Origin of the sequence: Streptomyces sp. ISL-87 (assembly GCF_018614095.1) — a bacterium.
In the GTDB taxonomy this organism is placed as follows: Bacteria; Actinomycetota; Actinomycetes; order Streptomycetales; family Streptomycetaceae; genus Streptomyces.
The window spans coordinates 24,677-47,150 of sequence record NZ_JAGGOY010000040.1 but is presented as its reverse complement, the minus strand read 5'-3'; the positions used below and the strand labels follow the sequence as shown (position 1 = coordinate 47,150).

Here is a 22,474-nt window from a genome sequence, read left to right as displayed (position 1 = left end):
TAGGCATGAGCCACCCCTCGGCGGACACCGGCGTCCGCACGTACATCGACACCCACCGCGCGGCCTTCCTCGGCGACCTCGCCGACTGGCTGCGCATCCCCTCCGTCTCGGCCCAGCCCGAGCACGCGGGCGACGTACGCCGCAGCGCCGAATGGCTCGCCGCGAAGCTCAAGGAGACCGGCTTCCCCGTCGCCGAGGTCTGGGAGACCGACGGCGCCCCCGCCGTCTTCGCGCACTGGCCGAGCGAGGACCCGGCCGCCCCCACCGTCCTCGTCTACGGGCACCACGACGTCCAGCCCGCCGCCCTCGCCGACGGCTGGCACACCGACCCGTTCGAGCCCATCGTCAAGGACGGCCGGATGTACGGGCGCGGCGCCGCCGACGACAAGGGCCAGGTGTTCTTCCACACCCTCGGCGTACGGGCCCACCTCGCCGCGACCGGCGCCGACGCCCCCGCCGTGAATCTCAAGCTCCTCATCGAGGGCGAGGAGGAGTCCGGCTCCCCGCACTTCCGCGCCCTGGTCGAGCGCGAGGCCGCGCGCCTCGCCACCGACATCGTGATCGTCTCCGACACCGGCATGTGGTCCGAGACCACCCCCACTGTCTGCACCGGCATGCGCGGCGTGGCCGACTGCGAGATCGACCTCCACGGCCCCGACCAGGACATCCACTCCGGCGCCTTCGGCGGGGCCGTGCCCAACCCGGCCACCGTCGCCGCCCGCCTCGTCGCCGCCCTGCACGACGCCGACGAGCGCGTCACGATCCCCGGCTTCTACGACAACATCGCCGAGCTCACGGACACCGAGCGCGCGCTGATCGCGGAGCTCCCCTTCGACGAGTCCGAGTGGCTCCGTACCGCCAAGTCCCACGTCGCGTCGGGCGAGCGGGGCTACTCCACCCTGGAACGCGTCTGGGCCCGCCCGACCGCCGAGGTCAACGGCATCGGCGGCGGCTACCAGGGCCCCGGCGGCAAGACCATCGTGCCTGCCTCCGCACACCTGAAGCTGTCCTTCCGCCTGGTCTCCGGGCAGGACCCGTACAAGGTCGAGGCGGCCGTCAGGGACTGGGTGGCCGGGCGGATCCCGTCCGGAATCCGGCACTCCATCACCTTCGGCGCCCCCACCCGGCCCTGCCTGACCCCGCTGGACCACCCGGCGCTGCAGTCCGTCGTACGGGCCATGGGCCGCGCCTTCGGCCAGAAGATCCGCTTCACCCGCGAGGGCGGCTCGGGACCCGCGGCGGACCTCCAGGACGTCCTGGCCGCCCCCGTGCTCTTCCTCGGCATCTCCGTGCCGTCCGACGGCTGGCACGCGCCGAACGAGAAGGTCGAGCTGGACCTGCTCCTCAAGGGCGTCGAGACGACCGCCTACCTCTGGGGCGACCTGGCGGCCCACTGGAAGCCCGCCTGACACACCCGTCGTACCGAGTCACGAGTCACGAATCACAAGTCACGAGCCACTGAGCCTGCCTGTCCCACCACCGGGGGAGTTGGAAGTACCTGTGAGCACCTATACCGAGCGCCCCATCACGCTCGCCGCGCCCAGCGACATAGACCGGGCCGCGCACCACCGCCTCGACGAGGCCTGGCTCGCCGCCGCCTGGAGCCACCCGACGACCCGCGTGTTCGTCGTCTCCGGTGGCCAGGTGCTGATCGACGACACCCCGGACGGCGGCACCGGCATCGTGATGACGCCGGCCTTCGAGGCGCCGGTCACCGAGACCCACCGCTACTTCCTGGGCACCGACGAGGACGGCGTACGGTACTTCGCGCTGCAGAAGGACTCCCTGCCGGGCCGGATGGACCAGTCGGCCCGCCCGGCCGGCCTGCGCGAGGCCGGGCTGCTGCTGTCCCCGCGTGACGCCGGGCTGATGGTGCACGCGGTGGCCCTGGAGAACTGGCAGCGGATGCACCGCTTCTGCTCCCGCTGCGGCGAGCGCACGGTGGTCGCGGCCGCCGGGCACATCCGCCGCTGCCCCGGCTGCGGAGCCGAGCACTACCCGCGCACCGACCCGGCCGTGATCATGCTGGTCACGGACGAGCACGACCGCGCCCTGCTGGGCCGCCAGGTGCACTGGCCGGAGGGCCGCTTCTCCACGCTCGCCGGGTTCGTGGAGCCGGGCGAATCCATCGAGCAGTCGGTGATCCGCGAGGTGTGGGAGGAGGCGGGCGTCAAGGTCGGCGAGGTCGAGTACGTCGCCAGCCAGCCCTGGCCGTTCCCGTACAGCCTGATGCTGGGCTTCACGGCCCGCGCCGTCAGCTCCGAGATCACGGTCGATGGCGAGGAGATCGAGGAGGCCCGCTGGTTCTCCCGCGAGGAGCTGCGGGAGGCGTTCGAGACGGGCGCAGTGGTGCCGCCGTCGGGGATCTCGATCGCGGCCCGCCTGGTCGAGCACTGGTACGGGGAGCCCCTGCCGCGGCCGCTTGCGTAAGCGGCGTCACCGGCGTCACCCGCGTCACTCGCGACTCACGTCACTCGCGTCACTCGCGTCATCAGTGTCACAGTTCACAGCAGAAGGTCCCCGCCGCGGCGGGGACCTTTCTGTGCGCGGCGCGGATCAGACGGCGAGGGCCTGCTTGACCTGGGCCAGGCTCGGGTTCGTCATGACCGACTCGCTGCCGGCGGGGGAGACGACGAGCACGGTCGGAACCGTCTGGTTGCCGCCGTTCGCCTTCTCGACGAACGCCGCGGACGCCGGGTCCAGCTCGATGTTGATCTCGTTGTAGGCGATGCCCTCCCGGTCCAGCTGGCTCTTCAGCCGACGGCAGTAGCCACACCAGGTCGTGCTGTACATCGTGACGGAACCCGTGTCCTGCATGCTGGCGCTCTCCTCTGTGGGGTCTCGGTGGTCCGAGTACTCGAACGTACGGGAGTGCGCCGCCATTCCCGTACGTTCGAGTACTCGGACGAGAGCGAATGGCCGGGGCGATAAATGCGACGAATACATACGCCCTGTGGACAAGTTTCACGCCCGGCCCACGAGACCTGGCAGCATGGCGGGGTGACAGCAGCAACGCACTCCTCATCCTTCACGGCCGGCGCCGACTCGGCCGACGCGGTGCTCCTGGGCCTGGACCCGGAGCAGCGCGAGGTCGCGACGACCCTGCGCGGGCCGGTGTGCGTGCTGGCAGGCGCGGGCACGGGCAAGACCCGGGCGATCACCCACCGCATCGCCTACGGCGTCCGGTCCGGCCAGCTCATGCCCGCCAGTGTGCTTGCCGTCACGTTCACCAACCGCGCCGCCGGCGAGATGCGCGGCCGGCTGCGCACCCTCGGCGCGGGCGGGGTCCAGGCCCGGACCTTCCACTCCGCCGCCCTGCGCCAGCTCCAGTACTTCTGGCCCAAGGCGGTCGGCGGGGAGGTGCCCCGGCTGCTGGAGCGCAAGATCCAGTTCGTCGCCGAGGCCGGCGCGCGCTGCCGCATCCGCCTCGACCGGAACGAGCTGCGCGATGTCACCGGCGAGATCGAGTGGGCCAAGGTCACCCAGACCGTGCCCGCCGACTACCCGGCGGCCGCCCTCAAATCGGGCCGCGAGGCCCCCCGCGACATGGCCGAGATCGCCCAGATCTACGGGACGTACGAGCAGCTCAAGCGCGACCGCGGCATGATCGACTTCGAGGACGTGCTGCTCCTCACCGTCGGCATCCTGCAAGACCGGCACGACATCGCCGAGCAGATCCGCGCCCAGTACCAGCACTTCGTGGTGGATGAGTACCAGGACGTCAGCCCGCTCCAGCAGCGCCTGCTGGAGCTGTGGCTCGGCGACCGCGACAGCCTCTGCGTGGTCGGCGACGCCAGCCAGACCATCTACTCCTTCACCGGCGCCACCCCCGACCACCTGCTGAACTTCCGCACCCGCTACCCGCAGGCCACCGTGGTCAAGCTGGTCCGCGACTACCGCTCCACCCCCCAGGTGGTCCACCTCGCCAACGGGCTGCTGAACCAGGCGGTGCGGTTGGCGGGGTGGGCCGCCGAGCACCGGCTGGAGCTGATCTCCCAGCGCGAGCCCGGCCCCGACCCGGTCTACGCGGAGTACCCGGACGAGCCCGCCGAGGCCGAGGGCGTCGCCGGCCGGATCCGGGACCTGATCGCGGCGGGCGTCCCCGCGGGCGAGATCGCCGTGCTCTACCGCATCAACGCCCAGTCCGAGGTCTACGAGCAGGCGCTCGCCGACGCCGGAGTCCCGTACCAGCTGCGCGGGGCCGAGCGGTTCTTCGAGCGCGCCGAGGTGCAGAAGGCGATCCTCGCGCTGCGCGGAGCCGCCCGCTCCGGCGGGAACGACCCGCTGCTCGACGATGTCGTGGAGCTCGGCTCCCAGGTCCGGGCCGTGCTCAGCTCCACCGGCTGGACCGCCGAGCCGCCGGCCGGCTCCGGCGCCGTGCGCGACCAGTGGGAATCCCTCGCCGCGCTCGTCAGGCTCGCCGAGGACTTCGCCCGGACCCGGCCCGGGGCCAACCTGGCCGACCTGACGATCGAGCTGGAAGAGCGCAAGGCCGCCCAGCACGCGCCGACCGTCCAGGGCGTCACCCTCGCCTCGCTGCACGCGGCGAAGGGCCTGGAGTGGGACGCCGTGTTCCTCGTCGGCCTCACCGACGGCATGATGCCGATCACCTACGCCAAGACCGACGAGCAGGTTGAGGAGGAGCGCCGGCTGCTCTACGTCGGCGTCACCCGGGCGCGGCTGCACCTGACGCTCTCCTGGGCGCTCTCCCGCTCCCCCGGCGGCCGGGCCTCCCGACGCCCCAGCCGCTTCCTGAACGGCCTGCGGCCGGGCTCCGCGGCCCCTGCAGGCCGGACCGGCGGCACGGCCGAGCGCGGGGCCCGCAAGCGCGGCCGCCGCGGCCCGGCGCTGTGCCGGGTCTGCGGCAAGACGCTGACCGATGCCGGCGAGCTCAAGCTGATGCGCTGTGAGGACTGCCCGTCCGACATGGACGAGGGGCTGTACGAGCGGCTGCGCGAGTGGCGCGCGGCACGCTCCAAGGAGCAGGGTCTGCCGGGCTACTGCGTCTTCACGGACAAGACGCTGATGGCGATCGCGGAGGCCGCGCCCTCCGAGGAGGGAGAGCTCGCGATGATCTCGGGTGTGGGTGGTCGCAAGCTTGAGCGGTACGGTGCCGACGTCCTGGCCATCTGCGCAGGTGGGGAGCCTGGGGGCGCGGATGCTGACGACGCGTAGAAACTCGTCGGAAAAATAGTTTGCACATGCCCAGCGAATCCCCATAGGTTCTTAGCAACGGAAACGGTGGCTTCTCCAAAGCCCTGGATCCGTGCTGTACTTATCCGAATACGCATGGGACAGGCCCTCGGGCCGAGTCCCCGAGACGCCGAGAGGAGGCGAGACCAGTGGCCAGCTTCATGACCTTCACCAAAATGACCGATCGCTCGGTTGCCGCCTCCTGCCCGCTCGGCTCCTCGTCTCTCCTGCCCTCGCTCCGGGGTACCGGTCTGTCTGTGATCTCCGCCGACAGCCCCGCCATCCTGGCGACCCTTCCCATCAGCGAGCGCAATGAGCGACCGACCCAGGCACCGGTGGCAGTAGCAGCGGAAGCCCAGGCGCATGGCGCCTATGGTTTCGCGGCCGCAGCCGGTGCCGGATCCCAGACGAAGCAGACGAAGCAGCAGCACCACCTGATGTGGGCCTTCCGCGGGCTCGAACCCTGGAGTGATCCAGTCTGATCTCACGATCAGGCCGGCGCCTTCAGGGCCGCGGAACCCAACCGGGATCCGCGGCCCTTCTGTTTGTCCCCGAACGGGGACGACGACCGAAGGGGCCTCGGGACTGGCAAGACCAGGTACCAGCCGACCCCGGTCGACCCCGGCCGGAACGACTAGACGACAAAGACGAGGAAGAAACCACCGTGCAACTCGAAGCGCACGCCCCGTCCGTACCGCAGACCCAGACTCTCTCCCCGCCCGCAGTCCCGGAGGACTCCACCTTGACTCCGCTCACCGCGCTGACCGCGCTCGACGACGCCATCGAGAACCTCGGCGTCCCGGTTCCCTGCCGCACCTTCGACCCCGAGGTCTTCTTCGCCGAGTCCCCGGCCGACGTCGAGTACGCCAAGTCGCTCTGCCGCACCTGCCCGCTGGTCGAGGCCTGCCTCGCCGGGGCGACCGAGCGCCGCGAGCCCTGGGGTGTCTGGGGTGGCGAGCTCTTCGTCCAGGGTGTCGTCGTCGCCCGGAAGCGCCCCCGTGGCCGTCCGCGCAAGAACCCGGTTGCAGCGGCATGACCGCCGCCGGAACCATCGACCGCCCCCTCACGCGCGACCCCTTGAAGCAGGCCCTCATGTCCCCCTACGCCACCACGAGCGAGCAGCCGCACGGCTCCGCCACCGCAGACTTCATCACCGCAGGCGCGATCACCTCGCGTCAGAACAGGACCCGCGAAATGCAACTCATCCCAGAAGCCCTGGCTCGTGCCCATATGGACGACCGCATGCGTGAGGCCGACGCCGAGCGTCACGCCGTGCGCCTGGTCGCCGCCCGCCGCATGCAGCGGCGAGCCGAGCGAGTCTCGCTGCGCGCCCGGCGCGCGCTGGCCATGGCCGTCATGCACTAAGAGCTGAAAACAGCGCACGGGGGGACCGGTCCGAACGGACCGGTCCCCCCGGTGCGTTGCGGACCGCTGTCCAGCCCCCACGGGGATATCGTCTGTAGGTGGACCAGCCGACTCCCCACCCCGCCCCGGGAACCGAGGCCCAGCCCGTCGTCTGCGCGCGCTGCGGCAAGATCTCCCCCGACGGCGCCCCGCCCACCTGGACTTGTTCGGTGGAGAACGGGACCCGACAGTACTTCTGCGTGGACTGCGCGCGCGCCAACCTCCGGGCAATCGAGGGCCGTCTCGACTCCTCCTGGTGGTGACGGCCCCCGGCCGCTCAGTCCCGGCCCGGTCAGCCCCCGGCCGCTCAGTCCTCGGGCCGGAACCCCGGCAGCCAGGACTCCAGTTCATCCCGCAGCCGCACGGTCGAACCCAGCTGGCACAGCACCCCGATGGTGCTCAGCGTCACCCGGTGGATCAGCAGGTACGAGGGCGGAAGGTTGATCTGCCGGCCCAACTGGTGTGCGGGGGAGCGGGGATCGGCGATCCGCGCCGCCTGGCCGCGCAGCCACGGCCGGGTGAACGTGAACTCGTCGGCCTCGGCGGGCTCGATGATCGGCTTCAGGTAGTCCAGTAGCGCGTCGGGCTCGAGTTCGATGCTCTCCTTCACGAACCCCTCGGCGCGCAGGTGCCCGTAGACCCCCTCGGCGTCCCCGTCCAGGGTCATCCGCAGCGACCTGCCGATGGGCTTGGGCCAGCCTCCCGGCAGCCGGTCCACCGTGCCGAAGTCCAGCACGCCCAGCCGCATCCGGCCGTCCGGACCGGATATCAGCCGGAAGTTGCCCGGGTGGGGATCGGCGTGGAGCAGCCCGGTGCGCGCGGGCCCGGAGAAGAGGAACCGGGCCAGCAGCTGTCCGGCGCGGTCGCGTTCCTCCTGTGTGCCGTCGGCTATCACCTCCGACAGCGGGGTCCCCTCCATCCACTCGGTCACCAGCACCTGGTCGCCCTGGTGCACGACATCCGGCACGACGACATCCTCGTCGCCCTCGAACGCGTCCGCGTGGCTGCGCTGGGCCTCGGCCTCCAGCTCGTAGTCCAGCTCCTCCGAGACCCGGGCGCGCAGCTCGGTGATCAGGGGCTTGATCTCCATGCCCGGGATCAGCGGCCCCAGCAGCCCGGCGAACCGGCTCAGCTGCTTGAGGTCCGACAGCAGTGCCTCGCCGGCCCCCGGGTACTGGACCTTGACGGCCACCTGGCGGCCGTCGTGCCACACCGCCCGGTGCACCTGCCCGATCGAGGCGGCGGCGGCCGGCTTGTCCTCGAACTCCTCGAACAGCTCGCGCCAGTCCTCGCCGAGCCGCTCGGCCAGCACCTGGTGCACCGTCGCCGCGGGCAGTGGCGGGGCCGCCTCCTGAAGTTTGGTCAGCGCCGCCCGGTAGGGCCCGGCGACCTCCTCGGGCAGTGCCGACTCGAAGACGGACAGGGCCTGTCCGAACTTCATCGCACCGCCCTTGAGCTCACCCAGGGTGCGGAACAGCTGCTCGGCGGTGCGCTGTTGCAGCTCGCGCGCCACTATCTCGGCCGACTTGCCCCCGATGCGCTTGCCCAGACCCCATGTGGCCCGGCCCGCGAAGCTGAGCGGCAGCGCGGCCAGCTTGACGGTACGGGTGACGGCTTTCCGGGGAAGATCAGACATAACGCCCCTCCAGTTCCCAGACAGCTGTGCCGCAAGCGGCATTTCAGGGGATGCCCCCCAAGGCTTCAGACACAGGCATCCTGTCATGGCCCTCCCGGCCGCCCGGGCCCAGGCGCCCGCCCCGAACGTGGCGGGATCCGGTCGTCGCCGGACAGTGCTCACTCCGATGGGACAGCATGGTTGTCCGATGAGCCGGTGCAGGGCGCAAGGGGGCTGTGGATGGCGGGGCGGGGACCTTCGAGGCAGGAACTGATCCGACGGCGCCGCTCCAACGGCTTCATCGGGCGGCAGGGGGAGGTCGCGGGCTTCCGGGACGCCCTCAAGCAGCCCTTGGACGAGGCGGCGCAGTTCCTCTTCCACGTGCGGGGCCCGGCCGGCGTGGGCAAGTCCACTCTGGTGCGTCAGCTGGAGACCATCGCCCGTGAAGGGCAAGCGGTCACCGCCTACGTGGACGAAGCGGTCGCGGACGCCGTCGAGGCGATGGAGGTCATCAGCGCACAGCTCGCCCAACAGGGCACGGCGCTCAAGGGCTTCGACAAGCTGTTGAGCACCTACCGGCAGCGTCGGCACGAGGCGGACGCCGGAGTCGGCATGGCCGGGGCGGGCACCGACCCGGCAGCCGGCGGGGCTCACCCCCCATCGCCGTCCAGCGTGATCGCCTCCCAGCTGGGCCTGGTGGGCCTGGGCATGATCCCGGGCGTCGGCGCCTTCACGGGCGCGGTCGACCCGAACCAGGTCGCGGCCGGCGCCGACCGCGTCAAGGCGCTCCTCAGCACCCGGCTGCGCACCCACGGCGATGTCGATCTCGTGCTGTCCCCGCTGGACGCCCTGACCCCGGTGTTCCTGGAGGAGCTCGCCGAGGTGGCCCGGCGGAATCCGTGGGTCGTGCTCTTCTTCGACACCTACGAGCGCACGGGACCGATGCTGGACACGTGGCTCCGGGACGTGCTGGTCAGCGACCGCTACGGGGAGCTGCCGGCGAATGTGCTGGTGACCCTTGCCGGACAGTCACGGCTGGCCGCGCGGTGCTGGGAGGACTGGCACGACCTGGTCACCGACTGGCCGCTGGAGGTGTTCACCGACGCCGAGGCCCGCCAGCTCCTCGCTGGAAAGGGAGTGACGGACGAACGGGTCGTCGAGGTGATCCTGCGCCTGTCAGGGCGGCTTCCGGTCCTGGTCTCCACGCTTGCCGAGAGCCAGCCCGGCAGTGTGGAGGAGATCGGGGATCCCAGCGGCACCGCCGTCGAGCGGTTCCTGAAGTGGGAGGCTGATCCCGCCCGCCGGGCCGCCGCCCTGGCCTGCGCGTTTCCCCAGGAGCTGGACGAGGACGTGTTCCGGACGGCCGTCGAGGAAGAAGCGGCCGAGCTGTTCGGCTGGCTGCGGTCGATGCCCTTCGTCACCGACCGTTCGGGCCACTGCCGCTACCACGAGGTCGTCCGCAGCGCGATGCTCCGCCTGCAGCGCAGGCAGTCCCCGGCGCGGTGGGAGCAGCTGCACACCCGGCTGGCCGACGCATTCCGGCAGCGCCGCGCGAGGCTGGAGGAGGCCGCCGCCCCGGCCGACGGCTGGTGGGAGGACGAGCGCTGGCGCGCCTACCGGCTCCAGGAGACCTATCACCGCCTCTGCGCCGACCCGCGCTCTGCCCTCCCGGGCGTCCTGCGGGAACTCCTCGACGCCTACGACCACGACACGATCAGTCTGAGCCGCTGGGCCCAGGCCATGATCACGGCCGGTCGTGATTGCGACGAACCCGCGGTCACCGGTTGGGGTGAGCGGATCCTGACGGCCCTGGGGGAGGAACCGCGCAACGGAATCGCCGTGCTGACCGTTCTCCTGACCCGCGGAGATCTCGACCGCGGGGGTCAGGCCCTCGCACTGACGCTGCGTGGCAGGGACCATCGCAACGCCGACACCTATCCGCAGGCCCTGGCCGACTACACGCAAGCCCTTGCCCTCGACCTGGAGGGCGACCGTGCCTTCTTCGGCCGGGGCCGGACCTATCAGCTGATGGGCATGCTGGACGAGGCGATAGCGGACTACTCCCGTGCCGTCGAAGTCAACCCGGAGGATGTCTTGAACGTCTCCTACCGCGGCCTCGCCTATCAACAAGCGGAGCGGTACGAGGAGGCGCTTGCCGACTTCGACCGGAGCCTGGAGCTCAAGCCGGACTACGACTGGGCGCTCACGAGCCGGGGCCACACCCTCCGATCGATGAAGCGGTACGAGGAGGCGCTCTCCGCCTCCAACCGCGCCATCGACATCGCACCGGACAGCGCCTGGGCTCTTACCAACCGAGGTGTCACGTTCGGCGTGATGGAGCGGCATGAGGAGGCGCTGGCCGACTTCACCCGTGCGATCGAGCTCAAGGCCGACTCTGCCTGGGCTTTCGCCTGCCAGGGTGACGTGTACCGCTCCCTGGGCCGGTACGAGGAGGCGGTGGCCGCGTTCACGCGGGCCGTCGAGCTCAGCCCGGACTACCAGTGGGCCATGGCCGGCTGCGGTTACGCCTACACCTCCCTGGGCCGGTACGAGGAGGCGGTGGCCGCGTTCACGCGGGCCATCGAGCTCGACGCGGGCTACGACTGGGCCCTCGCCGGCCGGGGTGACGCGTACCGATGGCTGGGCCGTCATGAGGAGGCCGTGGCCGACCTGACCCGCGCGGTCGAACTCGACCCGGCTTACCACTGGGCCTTCGCCCGCCGAGGTGACGTGTACCACTCCCTGGGCCGGTACGAGGAAGCCGAACCCGATTTCACTCGGGCGATCGAGCTCAAGCCGGACTACGGCTGGGCGCTCACGCAACGCGGCCTGACGCGGACGATGCTGGATCGGCACGAGGAGGCTCTGGCCGACTATGACCTGGCCGTCGAGCTTGATCCCGACGACTACTGGGCCGTCAGCCGTCGGGGAATGTCCCACCGGATGTCGGGTCGGTACGAAGCGGCTCTGGCCGACTTCACCCGAAGCGTCGAACTCAGATCCGACGCCGTCTGGTCCCTCACCAGCCGCGGTCTTGTGCATCGGTTGCTGGGCCACTACGACGCTGCGTTGACCGATCTCACCCGCGCAACCGATCTCGAACCCGACGACGCGTGGGCGCTCTATGAAACTGCGGTGGTGCTCCATGCGGTGCGGCACCCCGATCGTGACGGCCACCTGGCCCGGGTGGTCGAACTCCTCACGCCCGCAGCGCCTGAGGAAACTGAGGAAACCCCGGACCCGGCGGACATGGGCAATCTCCTCCTCGCGCACTGCTTGTGGGGCCGGTGGGAGGAGGCCGAGCAGGACCTCATCCGGTTCCTGAGGGCCAACCCGCCCCGCGGGCAGGTGCACGAACTGCTCCTGGCCCTGCGCAGCCTGATTCCGCTGGTCCCGTCGGCCGAGTCCCGGATCGTGCAGTTCTGCCGCACCGTCGAAGACAGGCGCGCAGGGTTTCCGTAGCCACCTCCTCATGACCGCACCGCCTGCTCCGTCGGGACGGCCGCGCCGCAGGGGCAGTCCGGGTGGGGTGGGACCCCGGAGCGCTGCCAGTGCAGGCTCGGGAGTGCGGCCTCCCAGCGGGCGGCGGTCGAGGCGGGCAACTCCCCGTCGAGGAAGGACAGGGCGTGGGCCGCCGCCAGGCCGGCCACCGCGGTGGACAGGCCCAGGTCGCAGGCCGCGCCGGTGCGCCGGCGGTGGGCCGAGCGCCACTGGACGAGCAGTCTCGGCCAGGCCGGATCCCGGTCCACCCGGTCGCGCTCCATGCACCCCGCGCACGCCGTGGCGCCCGGCAGCACCAGCGGCCCCACCAGCCCGGTGCCCTCCAGCACCCCCGCGTACAGGTGCGGGGTGCCGGTGGCGACCCAGTCGGCCGCGGTGTCCGGATCCGGGGCCCACGCCTGTAACCCGTCCCTCGGCGCGACCACCACGAGGGCCAGCCCGGGCTCCGGCCCCTGGCTCTCCCCGGCCCGCGGAGCCCGTCCCGGGGCCGCCTCCCGCACCAGCGCCCCCGCTGCCTCGGCCCGCAGCCGGCCCATGCTCCCGGGCCCGAGCCCGCCCGGCGCCACATCCGCCGGCTGCACCCGGCCGCCGTCCAGCACCTCGACCCGGCCCACCCCGGCTCCCGCCAGGACGGTGGCGATCACCGCGCCCACCCGGCCGCTCCCGCGCACCTGGACCCGTATCGCCCGCCGGGCGGCGATGCCCCGCAAGTCTCCGCCGGGCTCCCGGTGCACCAGCGAGAGCGAGCCCAGATCGGGCCCGAGCCGCTCCAGGGTCTCCGGCCGGCGCCGCACCGCCTGGGCCCGCGGACCGCCCGCGGTGGCGTCGTCGAGCAGCCCGGCCCCCGCCAGCCGGCGGACCAGCTCGTCCAACTGGCCCTCCGGCAGGCCCATCCCCGCTGCCTCCGCCCGCAGCAACTCCATGCCCCGTGTCCCGTCGATCCGGTCGATCAGCGAACCCGTCGCCGTGTCCACCGGGCCGAGCACCACCGCGTGGGCGGGCGTCACCCCGAATTGCACCGTCTGCAGATCACGCCATGCCCGCGCCAGTGCCGGCTTCACCTTCGGATACATCGCCATTTCCCCCTCGAATCGCGTACCGCTCCTTTTGCCTCCCTCGCACCATGCCCTCCCTTCGCACCCGGCGTGGAAATTTGTCCACAGGCAACCCCTATTAGGCATATGAGATGAAGGAAATGGGTGTTCCGTGTGCCCGCGGCGAATCGATCATGTTCGAACCCCGGACGGGAAGGACTTCCGCAGCGGCGAGCGGGTACCGTCGTGGCGTGTCCGCCGACCCATCGCAGCGTGCCGTCGAAGTCCGCCGGAGCGCGCGCCGCCGCAGGACCGTATCCGCCTACCGTGAGGGTGACCGGACGGTCGTCCTGATCCCTGCCCGGATGTCCGAGGCGGAAGAGCAGCGCTGGGTGGGCGTCATGCTCGACAAACTGGCCGCCCAGGAGAGCAAGCGCACCCTCGGGGATGCGGAACTCACCGAGCGCGCGGAGCGTTTGTCGGAGCAGTACTTCAGCAGCCGTGCCCGCCCCCGCTCGGTGCGCTGGGTCACCAATCAGAACACCCGCTGGGGCTCCTGCACCCCCGCGGAAGGCAGCATCCGGCTGTCGCACCGCCTCCAGGGAATGCCGGAGTACGTGGTCGACTACGTGCTGCTGCACGAGCTGGCCCATCTCCTGGTGCCGGGGCACGGCCCGCGCTTCTGGCAGTTGCTGGAGGCGTACCCGCGCACCGAACGGGCCCGTGGCTACCTTGAGGGCGTGGTCGCGGCCGAACGCCTCCCGAAGGTGCCTGCTGCCCGGGACGAATGACCTCATGTAACGCAGCGTGATATGTACCGGGTCGGTACCGACTTGGCCGGATGTCGGCCGAAGCCGTTAGCCTGGGCGGCACGCATTCACTGTCGGGACGGGGGACGGTCGTTACGTATGGCCAGGGAATTCCAACGAGGTCACAAGGCCAAGATCAGCGATCTGACGGCAGGCACCGATCTGTACGTGGGCGTCTCGATCGCCGGGCCCGGACTCGCCTTCGATATCAGCTGCTTCGGGCTCGACGCGAATGAGCAGCTGTCGGACGACCGCTACTTCGTCTTCTACAACCAGCCGAAGTCGCCGGAAGAGTCCATTCAGCAGCTCGGCGCGCAGGCCGGTGACAGCGAATCCTTCCGGGTGACTCTCGACCGGATTCCGGCGGGCATCCACAAGCTGTCCTTCACCGCGAGCATCGACGGCGCCGGACAGATGTCGCAGATCGGCCCGGGCTACATCCGGATCGTGGCCGGCGGCGAAGAAGTCGTCCGCTACGCCTTCACGGGCTCGGAGTTCAGCACCGAGCGCGCGCTGATGATCGGCGACTTCTACCTCAAGGACGTATGGCGCTTCGCCGCCGTCGGCCAGGGCTTCGACGGCGGGCTCGCCGCGCTGCTGAAGAACTTCGGCGGCGAGGTCGCCGAGGAGGAGGCGCCGCAGCCGCAGGCCCAGGCCCAGGCCGCCGCCTCGCCCGGGTTCGCCCCGCCGCCCCAGGCCGCCGCCCCGGCCCCCGCGCCGTCCTTCGGCGCACCGGCGCAGGCCCCGGCCCCGGCACCCGCCCCGGCCCCGTACCAGCAGCCCGCCGCGCCCCAGCAGCCGGTCCACGCCGCTCCCACCATGGCGGCGCCCCTCGGCGCCCCCCTGGCCCCGCCCGCCCCGGCCCCCGCCCCGTACGGCCAGCCGCCACAGCCCTCGTACGGCCAGGTCCCCGGCCAGCACCCGGGCCAGGCACCCGGTCAGTACCCCGGCCAGGTCCCCCCGCCGGCCCCGGCCCCGTACGGCCAGCAGCCCTCGTACGGCCAGGTCCCCGGCCAGCAGCCGCCCGCCGGCTACGGCCAGCAGCCCGGGTACCCCCAGGCCCCGCAGCCCGGATACCCCCAGACCCAGCAGCCCGGGTACCCGCAGCCGGCCCAGGGCGCAGGCCTCGCCGCCGCGCTCCAGCCGTACAAGGAAGCCCCCACTGGGGCCCGCTGGACCCCGCAGAACCAGCAGCTCATGCGCGTCGACCTGTCGATGGGCGGCCAGCCCGTCCTCGCCCGCCAGGGCAGCATGGTCCTGTACCAGGGCAAGGTCGACTTCAGCTACAAGGGCGCGGGCTTCGCCGGCCGCATCGTCGGCAACGCCACCGGCCAGGAGATGCAGCTCATGCGCTGCACCGGCCGCGGCCAGGTCTTCCTCGCGGAGAACGGCGCCCACCTGCACGCCATCGAGCTCCAGGGCGACGGAATCTGCGTCTCCGCCGAGAGCGTGCTCGCCTTCGACGAGTCCCTCCAGCACGAGGTCCGCCGCATCGAGGGCCACGGCATCCCCGGCGGCGCCCTGTTCACCATGCAGTTCCAGGGCTCGGGCACGGTCATCGTCAAGACGCACGGCGTCCCCGTCGTCCTGCCCGTCACCCCGACCACCTTCGCCGACAGCAACGCCATCGTCGCGTGGTCGTCCGCCTCGCAGGTGATCATCTCCAGCCAGGTCCGGCTGCGGCGCAACGCCTACCCCGGCCACAGCGGGGAGACCGTGAACCTCCAGTTCCGCGGCGCTCCCGGCAACTTCATCGTCGTCCAGCCGTACGAGGTCTGAGGGAGCCCCACATGAATGCCATGAACGCAATGAACCAGCAGCTCGCGGGCTACGCCCCGACCCCCGTCACGGCCCGCATGGAGAACCACGGCCGGGCGATGCTCAAGGTCGCCATGCAGAGCGGCCAGGACCTCTTCGCGCGCACCGGCTCGATGGTCGCGTACGAGGGCTTCGTCCAGTACGAGCCCAACCCGCCCGCCGTCCGCCAGATGGCCTCGCAGTGGCTCACCGGCGAGGGCGCCCCGCTGATGAAGTGCACCGGCGACGGCCTGCTCTACCTCGCCGACTACGGCGCGGACGTCGTTGTGGTCAACCTCAACAACGACGCCCTCTCCGTCAACGGAACCAACCTGCTCGCCTTCGACGCCCACCTCCAGTGGGGCGTCGAACGGGTCAAGGGCATGGCCAAGTTCGCCGGCCAGGGACTGTTCAACGTCCAGGTCGCCGGCACCGGCTGGGTCGCGATCACCTCCCGCGGCACCCCGATCGTGGTCGACTGCGGCCGCGGCGAGGACGAGACGTACGTCGACCCGGACGCGCTCGTCGCGTGGTCCCCGAACCTCAAGGTCAAGGGGAAGCGCAGCTTCAAGGCCTCGTCGATGATCGGCCGGGGCAGCGGGGAGGCCTACCAGATGGCCTTCTCCGGTCAGGGCATCGTCGTCGTACAGCCCAGCGAGGACAGCACCGACCGCCTTCGGGCCCGGGGCTGAGGGGGAGCGGACACATCATGCAGAGCGCACTTTTCGCCCACGCCGAGGCGCAGTCCCAGGAGCGGTACGCCGTCCAGAACCCGCAGCTGCTGCGGGTCTCGCTGAGCGGCTCCGACGACGTACTCGCCCGCAAGGGCGCCATGGTCGCCTACCAGGGGATCATCGACTTCGACGGCGAGTACCAGAGCACCACCCAGCGCACCGCCCGCGCCCGCACCGGCGAGGGCCTCGACCTGATGCGCTGCTCCGGGCAGGGCACGGTCTACCTGGCCAACCTCGCCCAGTACGTGCACGTCGTGGACGTGGACCAGGACGGTCTCACCGTCGACAGCAGCTACGTCCTGGCCCTGGACTCCACCCTGCACACCGAGGCCATCGCGGTGGACAGCCAGTACGGAGTCTCCGGGACCGGCAAGTACCAGCTCAACATCAGCGGCCGCGGCAAGGTCGCGCTGATGACCTCCGGGCAGCCGCTGATGATGCAGGTCACGCCCGACAAGTACGTCAACGCCGACGCGGACGCCATCGTCGCCTGGTCCACCTCGCTGCGGGTGCAGATGCAGGCCCAGACGCACTCCACCGGCGTCTGGCGGCGGCGCGGGAACACCGGCGAGGGCTGGGAGCTCAGCTTCCTCGGCACCGGCTTCGCGCTGGTGCAGCCCAGTGAGGTGCTGCCGCCGCAGAACGCCCAGCTGGGGCAGGGCATGGCCGCGCAGTACGGCATGGGCCAGCACGGCTCCCACGCCCAGAACCAGAACAACGCCTGGAACTAGCAGGGAATCCCGGAACCAGCCGGGAATCCTGGTCTAGCTCTAGCCGGGAATCCCGGAACCAGCCGGGAACGAGGTAACCGGAAGGGGCGGCCCCGCGGGACCGCCCCTTCCGTCATTTCCCGTGCGTCAGAGCCGCGCCCGGGTCGCCTCCATCAGCCGCACGACCGACGTGTCGGCCACCGCCGCCACCTCCTCGTACGGGAACCAGCGCAGGTCCAGCGACTCCTCGCTGATCTCCGCCACCGCGCCGGCCGGAGCCAGCGCCGCGTACTGGACGTCCAGGTGCCAGTTGCACGGCGCCGGGATCGGATGCCGGTCCAGCCGTACCGGCCCTCCCGGCAGCAGGGTCAGACCGGACGGGATCCCCGACTCCTCCACGGCCTCGCGCAGCGCGGCCTCGGCGAGCGTGGCGTCACCGGGCTCGCAGTGCCCGCCCATCTGAAGCCACATGCCCAGCTTCTTGTGCAGGGTCAGCAGTACGCGGCCCCGCGCCGGGTCGACCACCAGCGCGCTGCCGGTGATGTGCCCGGCTTGGCAGGGCTTGTAGACCCCGTCCGGATGCGCGGCCAGGTGCTCCAGGTAAACGTCCCGCAGCTCGCTCTGCTGCGCGTCCTGCCCCTCGTACCCCTTCAGAACGAGGACGGCGTCTTCGTGCAGACTCACTTCTTCTCTTCGCCCTCGCCCTGGTCGCCGCCCCGCTCGCGCTGGTCACGCTTCTCGGCGGCCTCGCCGAGCATCTTGTCGATCTCGGAGAAGTCCAGCTGCTCGCGGTGCACGAACCCGTCCGGGTCGTCCAGGTCGGAGGCCGTCGGCAGCATGTCCGGGTGCTCCCAGAGCCCGTCCCGGCCGTCCACTCCGCGTGCGTCGGTCAGCGAGGCCCACAGCCGCGAGGCATCGCGCAGCCTGCGCGGGCGCAGCTCCAGCCCGATCAGGGTCGCGAAGGTCTGCTCCGCCGGGCCGCCCGAGGCACGGCGCCGCCGCATGGTCTCGCGCATGGCGTCCGCAGAGGTCAGCCGGGGCTTGGCCGCCTCGTGCACGACCGCGTCGACCCAGCCCTCGACCAGCGCGAGCGCCGTCTCCAGGCGGGCCAGGGCGGCCTTCTGCTCCGGGGTGTCCTGCGGCTGGAACATGCCGCCCTGAAGGGCTTCCTGGAGCTGCTCCGGGTTCGACGGATCGAGCTGGCCGACCACGTCCTCCAGCTTCGAGGTGTCGACCTTGATGCCGCGGGCGTAGCCCTCGACGGCGCCGAACAGATGCGAGCGCAGCCACGGCACATGCGCGAACAGCCGGGCGTGGGCCGCCTCGCGCAACGCCAGGTACAGCCGCACCTCGTCCGAGGAGACGCCCAGGTCCTTGCCGAAGCTCTCGATGTTCAGCGGAAGCAGCGCGGCCTTGCCGGCCGGGCCCAGCGGCAGCCCGATGTCGGTCGAGCCCACGACCTCGCCCGCGAGCACGCCCACGGCCTGGCCGATCTGCTGGCCGAACATGGCCCCGCCCATGGAACGCATCATGCCGAGCAGCGGGCCCGCCATGGCCTGCATCTCCTCGGGCAGCACGCTGCCCATCGCCGCGCCGACCCGCTCCGCGACCGGGTCCACGAGCTCCTTCCACACCGGGAGGGTGGCCTCGACCCACTCGGCGCGGCTCCACGCCACGGCCGTCGCGGCGCCCGAGGGCAGCGAGGTGACTCCGTCCAGCCAGTGGTCGGCGAGGCGCACGGCCTCTTCGACGGCGGACTTCTCGGCGAGGCCGACGCTGGCGTCCTTAACGCCGTCCGCCGTGCCCTGGGCGACGGTCTGGCGGGCGATGTCCTTGGCCATGTCCCAGTTCACGGGACCGCCCTCGTAGCTGAGCATCTGGCCGAGCTGCTGGAAGGCCGCACCGAGGTCATTGGGGTTCATCGAACCGAACATCGCTGCGAAGGGATTGTCCGCGCCGCCGGGGCCCCCGGCGCCGCCCGGCAGGCCCATGCCCGGGAACCCGAACGGATTCGGGCCGCCCTGACCGCCCTGATTGCCCTTCTTCTTGCCCTCGTCGCCGTTCTCCGGCTCCTCCGGCGGAAGGCCGAATCCGAATGGGGTGTCGCTCACGGGTTTCCTCGGCTCGTAGGGCCGCCGGCGGGAGCCGACGGGCAATGGTCCGACAACACCACCCAGCGTAGACACCACACCCGCTTCCGGGCTCGGTGCTCCGCCGACTCCGGGGCTGCGGCAGGATGGACATCACCTGGTAGGTACGCGTCACGGCGCGTCCCTACTGAAGACAACCGCTGGAGACGCCTGGTGAGTTCCCCAGATCCGCACGCTTTGGACAAGCACAGCTCGGAAAACCGCCCTGAGCACGGTGACAGCGCCCACAGTGCCGACGGCGTTCGCCAGCCGCGAAACCCGGCCGTGCGAGGCCCCGTGATCGCCGTGACCGGCGCCGCGGCGGGCGTAGGCGCCGCCCTGGTGAGCCGTCTGGCCGCCTCCGACGAGGTCAAGGCGGTCATCGCGATCGACGAGCGGCGGGGCGACTGCGCGGACGCCCAGTGGCACGTCCTCGACGTACGGGACCCCGCGATCGCCGAGAAGCTGCGCGGCGCGGACGTCGTGGTCCACCTCGCGCTGGACCTCGACCTGGAGACGGACCCGGCGGCCCGTACGGCGTACAACGTGCGCGGCACCCAGACCGTGCTCACCGCCGCCGCGGCGGCCGGGGTACACCGGGTCGTTCTCTGCACCTCGGCGATGGTCTACGGGGCCCTGCCCGACAACGACATCCCGCTGTCGGAGGACTCCGAGCTCCGCGCGACCGCCGAGGCGACCGGGCTGGCCGACCTCCTGGAGATCGAGCGGCTGGGACGCCGGGCGCCGCGGGCGCACCCGGGCCTGAACGTCACGGTGATCCGCCCGGCGGTCCTGGTCGGCGGCACGGACACCGCGCTGACCCGGTACTTCGAGTCCCCGCGCCTGCTGGTGGTGGCCGGATCCCGGCCCAAGTGGCAGTTCTGCCACGTGGAGGACCTGGTCAGCGCCCTGGAGTACGCGGCCCTGGAGAAGGTCGAGGGCGAGCTCGCGGTGGGCTGCGAGGGCTGGCTGGAGCAGGAGGAGGTCGAGGAGCTGAGCGGCATCCGCCGCATGGAGCTCCCGTCGGCCGTCGCCCTGGGGGCCGCGGCGCGGCTGCACCGGATCGGCCTGACCCCGTCCCCCGCCGGGGACCTCGCGTACACGATGCACCCGTGGGTGGTCAGCGTCAGCGGGCTGCACGCGGCGGGCTGGCGGCCCCGCTGGACCAACGAGGAGGTGCTGGCGGAGCTCCTCCAGGAGGTCGCGGGCCGCCACACGGTCGCGGGCCGCCGCCTGGGCCGCAAGGACGCCGCCACGGCCGCCGGCGCCGCGGGCGCGACGGTCGCCCTGCTCGGCGCCGCCGCCGCGGTCCGCCGGGCCCGCAGGCGCCGCGGCATCTGACGGCAGCCACCGCCACCGCCACCGCCACCGCCACCGCCTCCGCCGAGGGCTTCGGGCTCCGGATGGAGGCGGTGGAGGCGGTCCGGCCTGCGATTCCTGTAGGAGGCTCCATACTCCGGGGTCGCACAGCCGGTCGAATCGGCTATTCCGCGATGTCGGAGTGGTGGTGCACGATGGCAGCATGGCACCGCACTTCGACCACCCCGGCGAGCAGGCCGCTTCGGACCCGATCCGGCTCCTCGAGATCCGTGAAACCCCGCTCTCGATCGACGAGGTCTTCCAGGCCGTCGGCGACGACGCGACGGGCGGTACGACGCTCTTCGTCGGCACGGTGCGCAACCACGACAGCGGGGCGGACGTCGATTCGCTCGGCTACTCCTGTCATCCCACCGCGCAGGACGAGATGCGCCGCGTCGCCGAGCGCGTCGTGGCGAAGTACCCCGTCCGCGCCCTGGCCGCCGTGCACCGCGTCGGCGACCTGGCCGTAGGGGACCTCGCGGTCGTCGTCGCCGTCTCCTGCCCGCACCGGGGCGAGGCCTTCGAGGCCTGCCGGATGCTGATCGACGACCTCAAGCACGAGGTCCCGATTTGGAAGCACCAGACGTTCTCGGACGGCAGCGAGGAGTGGGTCGGGGCCTGCTGAAACCCCGGCGGATCACACGGGGTAACGTCACACCCGTTCGGCCGCGCAACACGCCCCCGATTTGCGTAACCCCCTCCCGGGCAGGAGCGTTGAAGCCACCAACGACACGTACTTCGGGGTAGGGAGGCACGCCCATGGCGTCTCTGGCGTGGTTGCTGATTCCGCTCTTCGCCGCCATCGGAGCGGCGATATGGGGCAGCTGGGCAGCGCGCGACCGTACCTCCGGTGACATATCCGAGCTGGCCGGCTACGCGAGATTCCGCGAGGCCATGGACAACGCCGACCGGACCAGGGCAAAGGCGGAGGCGCACTCCGGTTCCGACGCCGTCTGAGGCGTCCCGCGAGCCCCCTCCGGCGAGTACTTCCGCGACACCCGCCCCGCGAGCACCAGCCCCGCGACCAGGACGGACCCCGTACGGACCGGCCCCAGCGGCCGCCCGTCAGAGCCGTCCCGTACTGTCGATCCATGCCACGCCGCACTGCGACGATGCTCGCCTCCACCCTCACGCTGTTCGCGCTGCTCTGCGCAGGGGTGTTCATCAAGGTCCCGTACTCCGAGATGAGTCCCGGCCCGACGGTGAACACGCTCGGGGACTCGCGCGGCGAGCCCGTCCTCAGCATCTCGGGGCACAAGACGTACCCCACCAGCGGTCACCTCAACATGACGACGGTCCGCGTCACGGGCGCCGACTACGACATGAACCTGCTGGAGGCGGCGTACGGCTGGCTGGCCGACGACAACATCGTCGTGCCGCACGAGAACCTGTACCCGAACGGCAAGACGGACAAGGAATCCACGCAGGAGAACGCCGAGGAGTTCAGCCAGTCGCAGGAGAGCGCCAAGGTGGCGGCCCTCCAGCAGCTCGGCATCCCGGTCACCGCCCGCGTCGTGGTCTCCTCCGTCGTCAAGGCCAGCCCCGCCGAGGGCAAGCTGCACGCCGGGGACGTGATCCAGGCCGTGGACGGCACTGCGGTGAAGGAGCCCGGCGACGTCGCGAAGCTGGTCACCAAGCACAAGCCCGGCGAGCCGGTCGAGTTCACCGTGGTGCCCGCCGCCGAGGCGGCCGCGGCCGAGCGCGCGCACCGGGAGCCGGGCAACCCTGAGAAGGTCACGATCACCGCGGGCAAGGCGGAGGGCGACGGTCACGCCATCGTCGGCATCCGGGCCGGCACCGACCACACCTTCCCGTTCACGATCGACATCAAGCTCGCCGACGTCGGCGGCCCGAGCGCGGGCCTGATGTTCGCCCTCGGCATCGTCGACAAGCTCACCCCGGAGGACCTGACCGGCGGGAAGTTCGTCGCGGGCACCGGCACCATCGACGACGCGGGCAAGGTCGGCCCGATCGGCGGGATCCAGATGAAGACCATCGGCGCCCGCCAGGCCGGCGCCCGGTACTTCCTGACCCCGGCCGAGAACTGCGGCTCCGCCGCCTCCCACGTGCCCGACGGCCTGACCCTGGTGAAGGTCTCCACCATCGACGACGCCACGAAGGCGCTGCAGAAGATCAGCAAGGGGGACACGGCCGGGCTGCCGCGCTGCGACAAGCCCTGACCGGTCCCG

At 71.4% G+C, this 22,474-nt stretch carries 21 protein-coding genes; 16 read left to right on the top strand and 5 right to left on the bottom strand.

Annotated elements, in window-relative coordinates; translation table 11 throughout:
- The first annotated feature begins 5 nt into the window (after positions 1 to 5).
- Both J7I97_RS15385 and nudC read left to right on the top strand, forming a co-directional pair.
- A complete protein-coding gene (locus J7I97_RS15385) occupies positions 6 to 1,409 on the top strand; it encodes a dipeptidase (protein ID WP_214935149.1) in 1,404 nt (467 codons plus the stop codon).
- A 79-nt stretch (positions 1,410 to 1,488) separates the two neighbouring features.
- Positions 1,489 to 2,430 carry an NAD(+) diphosphatase gene (gene nudC / locus J7I97_RS15380; RefSeq protein ID WP_214935148.1) on the top strand — a complete coding sequence of 314 codons (942 nt, stop codon included), beginning with the start codon at positions 1,489 to 1,491 and terminating at the stop codon, positions 2,428 to 2,430.
- 126 nt (positions 2,431 to 2,556) lie between these two features.
- Here the strand turns inward: nudC and J7I97_RS15375 are convergent, their stop codons facing one another.
- Positions 2,557 to 2,817: a mycoredoxin gene (locus tag J7I97_RS15375; RefSeq protein ID WP_214935147.1), complete on the bottom strand. Its 261-nt coding sequence runs from the start codon at positions 2,815 to 2,817 to the stop codon at positions 2,557 to 2,559.
- Between the two features lie 114 nt (positions 2,818 to 2,931).
- On the opposite strand from J7I97_RS15375, the gene J7I97_RS15370 reads away from it, so the two are divergent.
- The 5 genes from J7I97_RS15370 to J7I97_RS15350 all read left to right on the top strand — a co-directional run bounded on the left by J7I97_RS15370 (position 2,932) and on the right by J7I97_RS15350 (position 6,860).
- A complete protein-coding gene (locus J7I97_RS15370; RefSeq protein ID WP_251058830.1) occupies positions 2,932 to 5,175 on the top strand; it encodes an ATP-dependent DNA helicase UvrD2 in 2,244 nt (747 codons plus the stop codon).
- A gap of 167 nt (positions 5,176 to 5,342) precedes the next feature.
- Entirely contained in the window at positions 5,343 to 5,675 is a 333-nt protein-coding gene (locus tag J7I97_RS15365) for a hypothetical protein (RefSeq protein WP_374103784.1), read from the top strand.
- Between the two features lie 182 nt (positions 5,676 to 5,857).
- The gene (locus J7I97_RS15360; RefSeq protein ID WP_214935144.1) at positions 5,858 to 6,229 is read left to right on the top strand and encodes a WhiB family transcriptional regulator; all 372 of its coding nucleotides are present in this window, start codon (positions 5,858 to 5,860) and stop codon (positions 6,227 to 6,229) included.
- A complete protein-coding gene (locus tag J7I97_RS15355) occupies positions 6,226 to 6,558 on the top strand; it encodes a hypothetical protein (RefSeq protein ID WP_214935142.1) in 333 nt (110 codons plus the stop codon). The genes J7I97_RS15360 and J7I97_RS15355 overlap by 4 nt, the downstream gene beginning before the upstream one ends.
- 98 nt (positions 6,559 to 6,656) lie before the next feature.
- Positions 6,657 to 6,860, top strand: a complete 204-nt coding sequence (locus J7I97_RS15350; RefSeq protein WP_214935140.1) for a hypothetical protein — start codon at positions 6,657 to 6,659, stop codon at positions 6,858 to 6,860.
- A 44-nt stretch (positions 6,861 to 6,904) separates the two neighbouring features.
- Here J7I97_RS15350 and J7I97_RS15345 read toward each other — a convergent pair whose 3' ends face one another.
- Positions 6,905 to 8,233 (bottom strand): AarF/ABC1/UbiB kinase family protein, encoded by a 1,329-nt coding sequence (locus J7I97_RS15345; RefSeq protein WP_214935138.1) that lies wholly within the window; start codon positions 8,231 to 8,233, stop codon positions 6,905 to 6,907.
- Between the two features lie 219 nt (positions 8,234 to 8,452).
- Here J7I97_RS15345 and J7I97_RS15340 point away from each other — a divergent pair, with 219 nt between their 5' ends.
- Positions 8,453 to 11,674 carry a tetratricopeptide repeat protein gene (locus tag J7I97_RS15340; protein ID WP_214935136.1) on the top strand — a complete coding sequence of 1,074 codons (3,222 nt, stop codon included), beginning with the start codon at positions 8,453 to 8,455 and terminating at the stop codon, positions 11,672 to 11,674.
- Between the two features lie 8 nt (positions 11,675 to 11,682).
- Here the strand turns inward: J7I97_RS15340 and J7I97_RS15335 are convergent, their stop codons facing one another.
- A complete protein-coding gene (locus J7I97_RS15335; RefSeq protein WP_214935134.1) occupies positions 11,683 to 12,786 on the bottom strand; it encodes a ThiF family adenylyltransferase in 1,104 nt (367 codons plus the stop codon).
- A 155-nt stretch (positions 12,787 to 12,941) separates the two neighbouring features.
- Between J7I97_RS15335 and J7I97_RS15330 the strand changes: the two genes are divergently transcribed.
- From J7I97_RS15330 to J7I97_RS15315, 4 genes are all read left to right on the top strand, one after another.
- Entirely contained in the window at positions 12,942 to 13,538 is a 597-nt protein-coding gene (locus tag J7I97_RS15330; protein WP_214935131.1) for a M48 family metallopeptidase, read from the top strand.
- Between the two features lie 117 nt (positions 13,539 to 13,655).
- Positions 13,656 to 15,335, top strand: a complete 1,680-nt coding sequence (locus tag J7I97_RS15325) for a TerD family protein (RefSeq protein WP_214935129.1) — start codon at positions 13,656 to 13,658, stop codon at positions 15,333 to 15,335.
- 29 nt (positions 15,336 to 15,364) lie between these two features.
- Entirely contained in the window at positions 15,365 to 16,045 is a 681-nt protein-coding gene (locus tag J7I97_RS15320) for an AIM24 family protein (RefSeq protein ID WP_214935289.1), read from the top strand.
- Positions 16,046 to 16,062: 17 nt separating this feature from the next.
- Entirely contained in the window at positions 16,063 to 16,818 is a 756-nt protein-coding gene (locus J7I97_RS15315; RefSeq protein WP_214935127.1) for an AIM24 family protein, read from the top strand.
- A 126-nt stretch (positions 16,819 to 16,944) separates the two neighbouring features.
- On the opposite strand, the gene J7I97_RS15310 is transcribed toward J7I97_RS15315, so the two are convergent.
- Together J7I97_RS15310 and J7I97_RS15305 are read right to left on the bottom strand one after the other, a co-directional pair.
- Positions 16,945 to 17,481: an NUDIX hydrolase gene (locus J7I97_RS15310; RefSeq protein ID WP_214935125.1), complete on the bottom strand. Its 537-nt coding sequence runs from the start codon at positions 17,479 to 17,481 to the stop codon at positions 16,945 to 16,947.
- Positions 17,478 to 18,908 (bottom strand): zinc-dependent metalloprotease, encoded by a 1,431-nt coding sequence (locus J7I97_RS15305; RefSeq protein WP_214935123.1) that lies wholly within the window; start codon positions 18,906 to 18,908, stop codon positions 17,478 to 17,480. Before J7I97_RS15305 ends, J7I97_RS15310 begins: the two co-directional genes overlap by 4 nt.
- 192 nt (positions 18,909 to 19,100) lie before the next feature.
- Between J7I97_RS15305 and J7I97_RS15300 the strand changes: the two genes are divergently transcribed.
- The 4 genes from J7I97_RS15300 to J7I97_RS15285 all read left to right on the top strand — a co-directional run bounded on the left by J7I97_RS15300 (position 19,101) and on the right by J7I97_RS15285 (position 22,465).
- Positions 19,101 to 20,267, top strand: a complete 1,167-nt coding sequence (locus J7I97_RS15300; RefSeq protein ID WP_374103538.1) for an SDR family oxidoreductase — start codon at positions 19,101 to 19,103, stop codon at positions 20,265 to 20,267.
- Positions 20,268 to 20,448: 181 nt separating this feature from the next.
- The gene (locus tag J7I97_RS15295) at positions 20,449 to 20,910 is read left to right on the top strand and encodes a molybdenum cofactor biosynthesis protein MoaE (RefSeq protein ID WP_214935119.1); all 462 of its coding nucleotides are present in this window, start codon (positions 20,449 to 20,451) and stop codon (positions 20,908 to 20,910) included.
- Between the two features lie 134 nt (positions 20,911 to 21,044).
- Complete coding sequence (locus J7I97_RS15290; RefSeq protein ID WP_214935117.1) at positions 21,045 to 21,242, top strand: hypothetical protein; 198 nt, start codon at positions 21,045 to 21,047, stop codon at positions 21,240 to 21,242.
- A gap of 134 nt (positions 21,243 to 21,376) precedes the next feature.
- Positions 21,377 to 22,465 (top strand): PDZ domain-containing protein, encoded by a 1,089-nt coding sequence (locus tag J7I97_RS15285; protein WP_214935115.1) that lies wholly within the window; start codon positions 21,377 to 21,379, stop codon positions 22,463 to 22,465.
- Positions 22,466 to 22,474 lie beyond the last annotated feature (9 nt).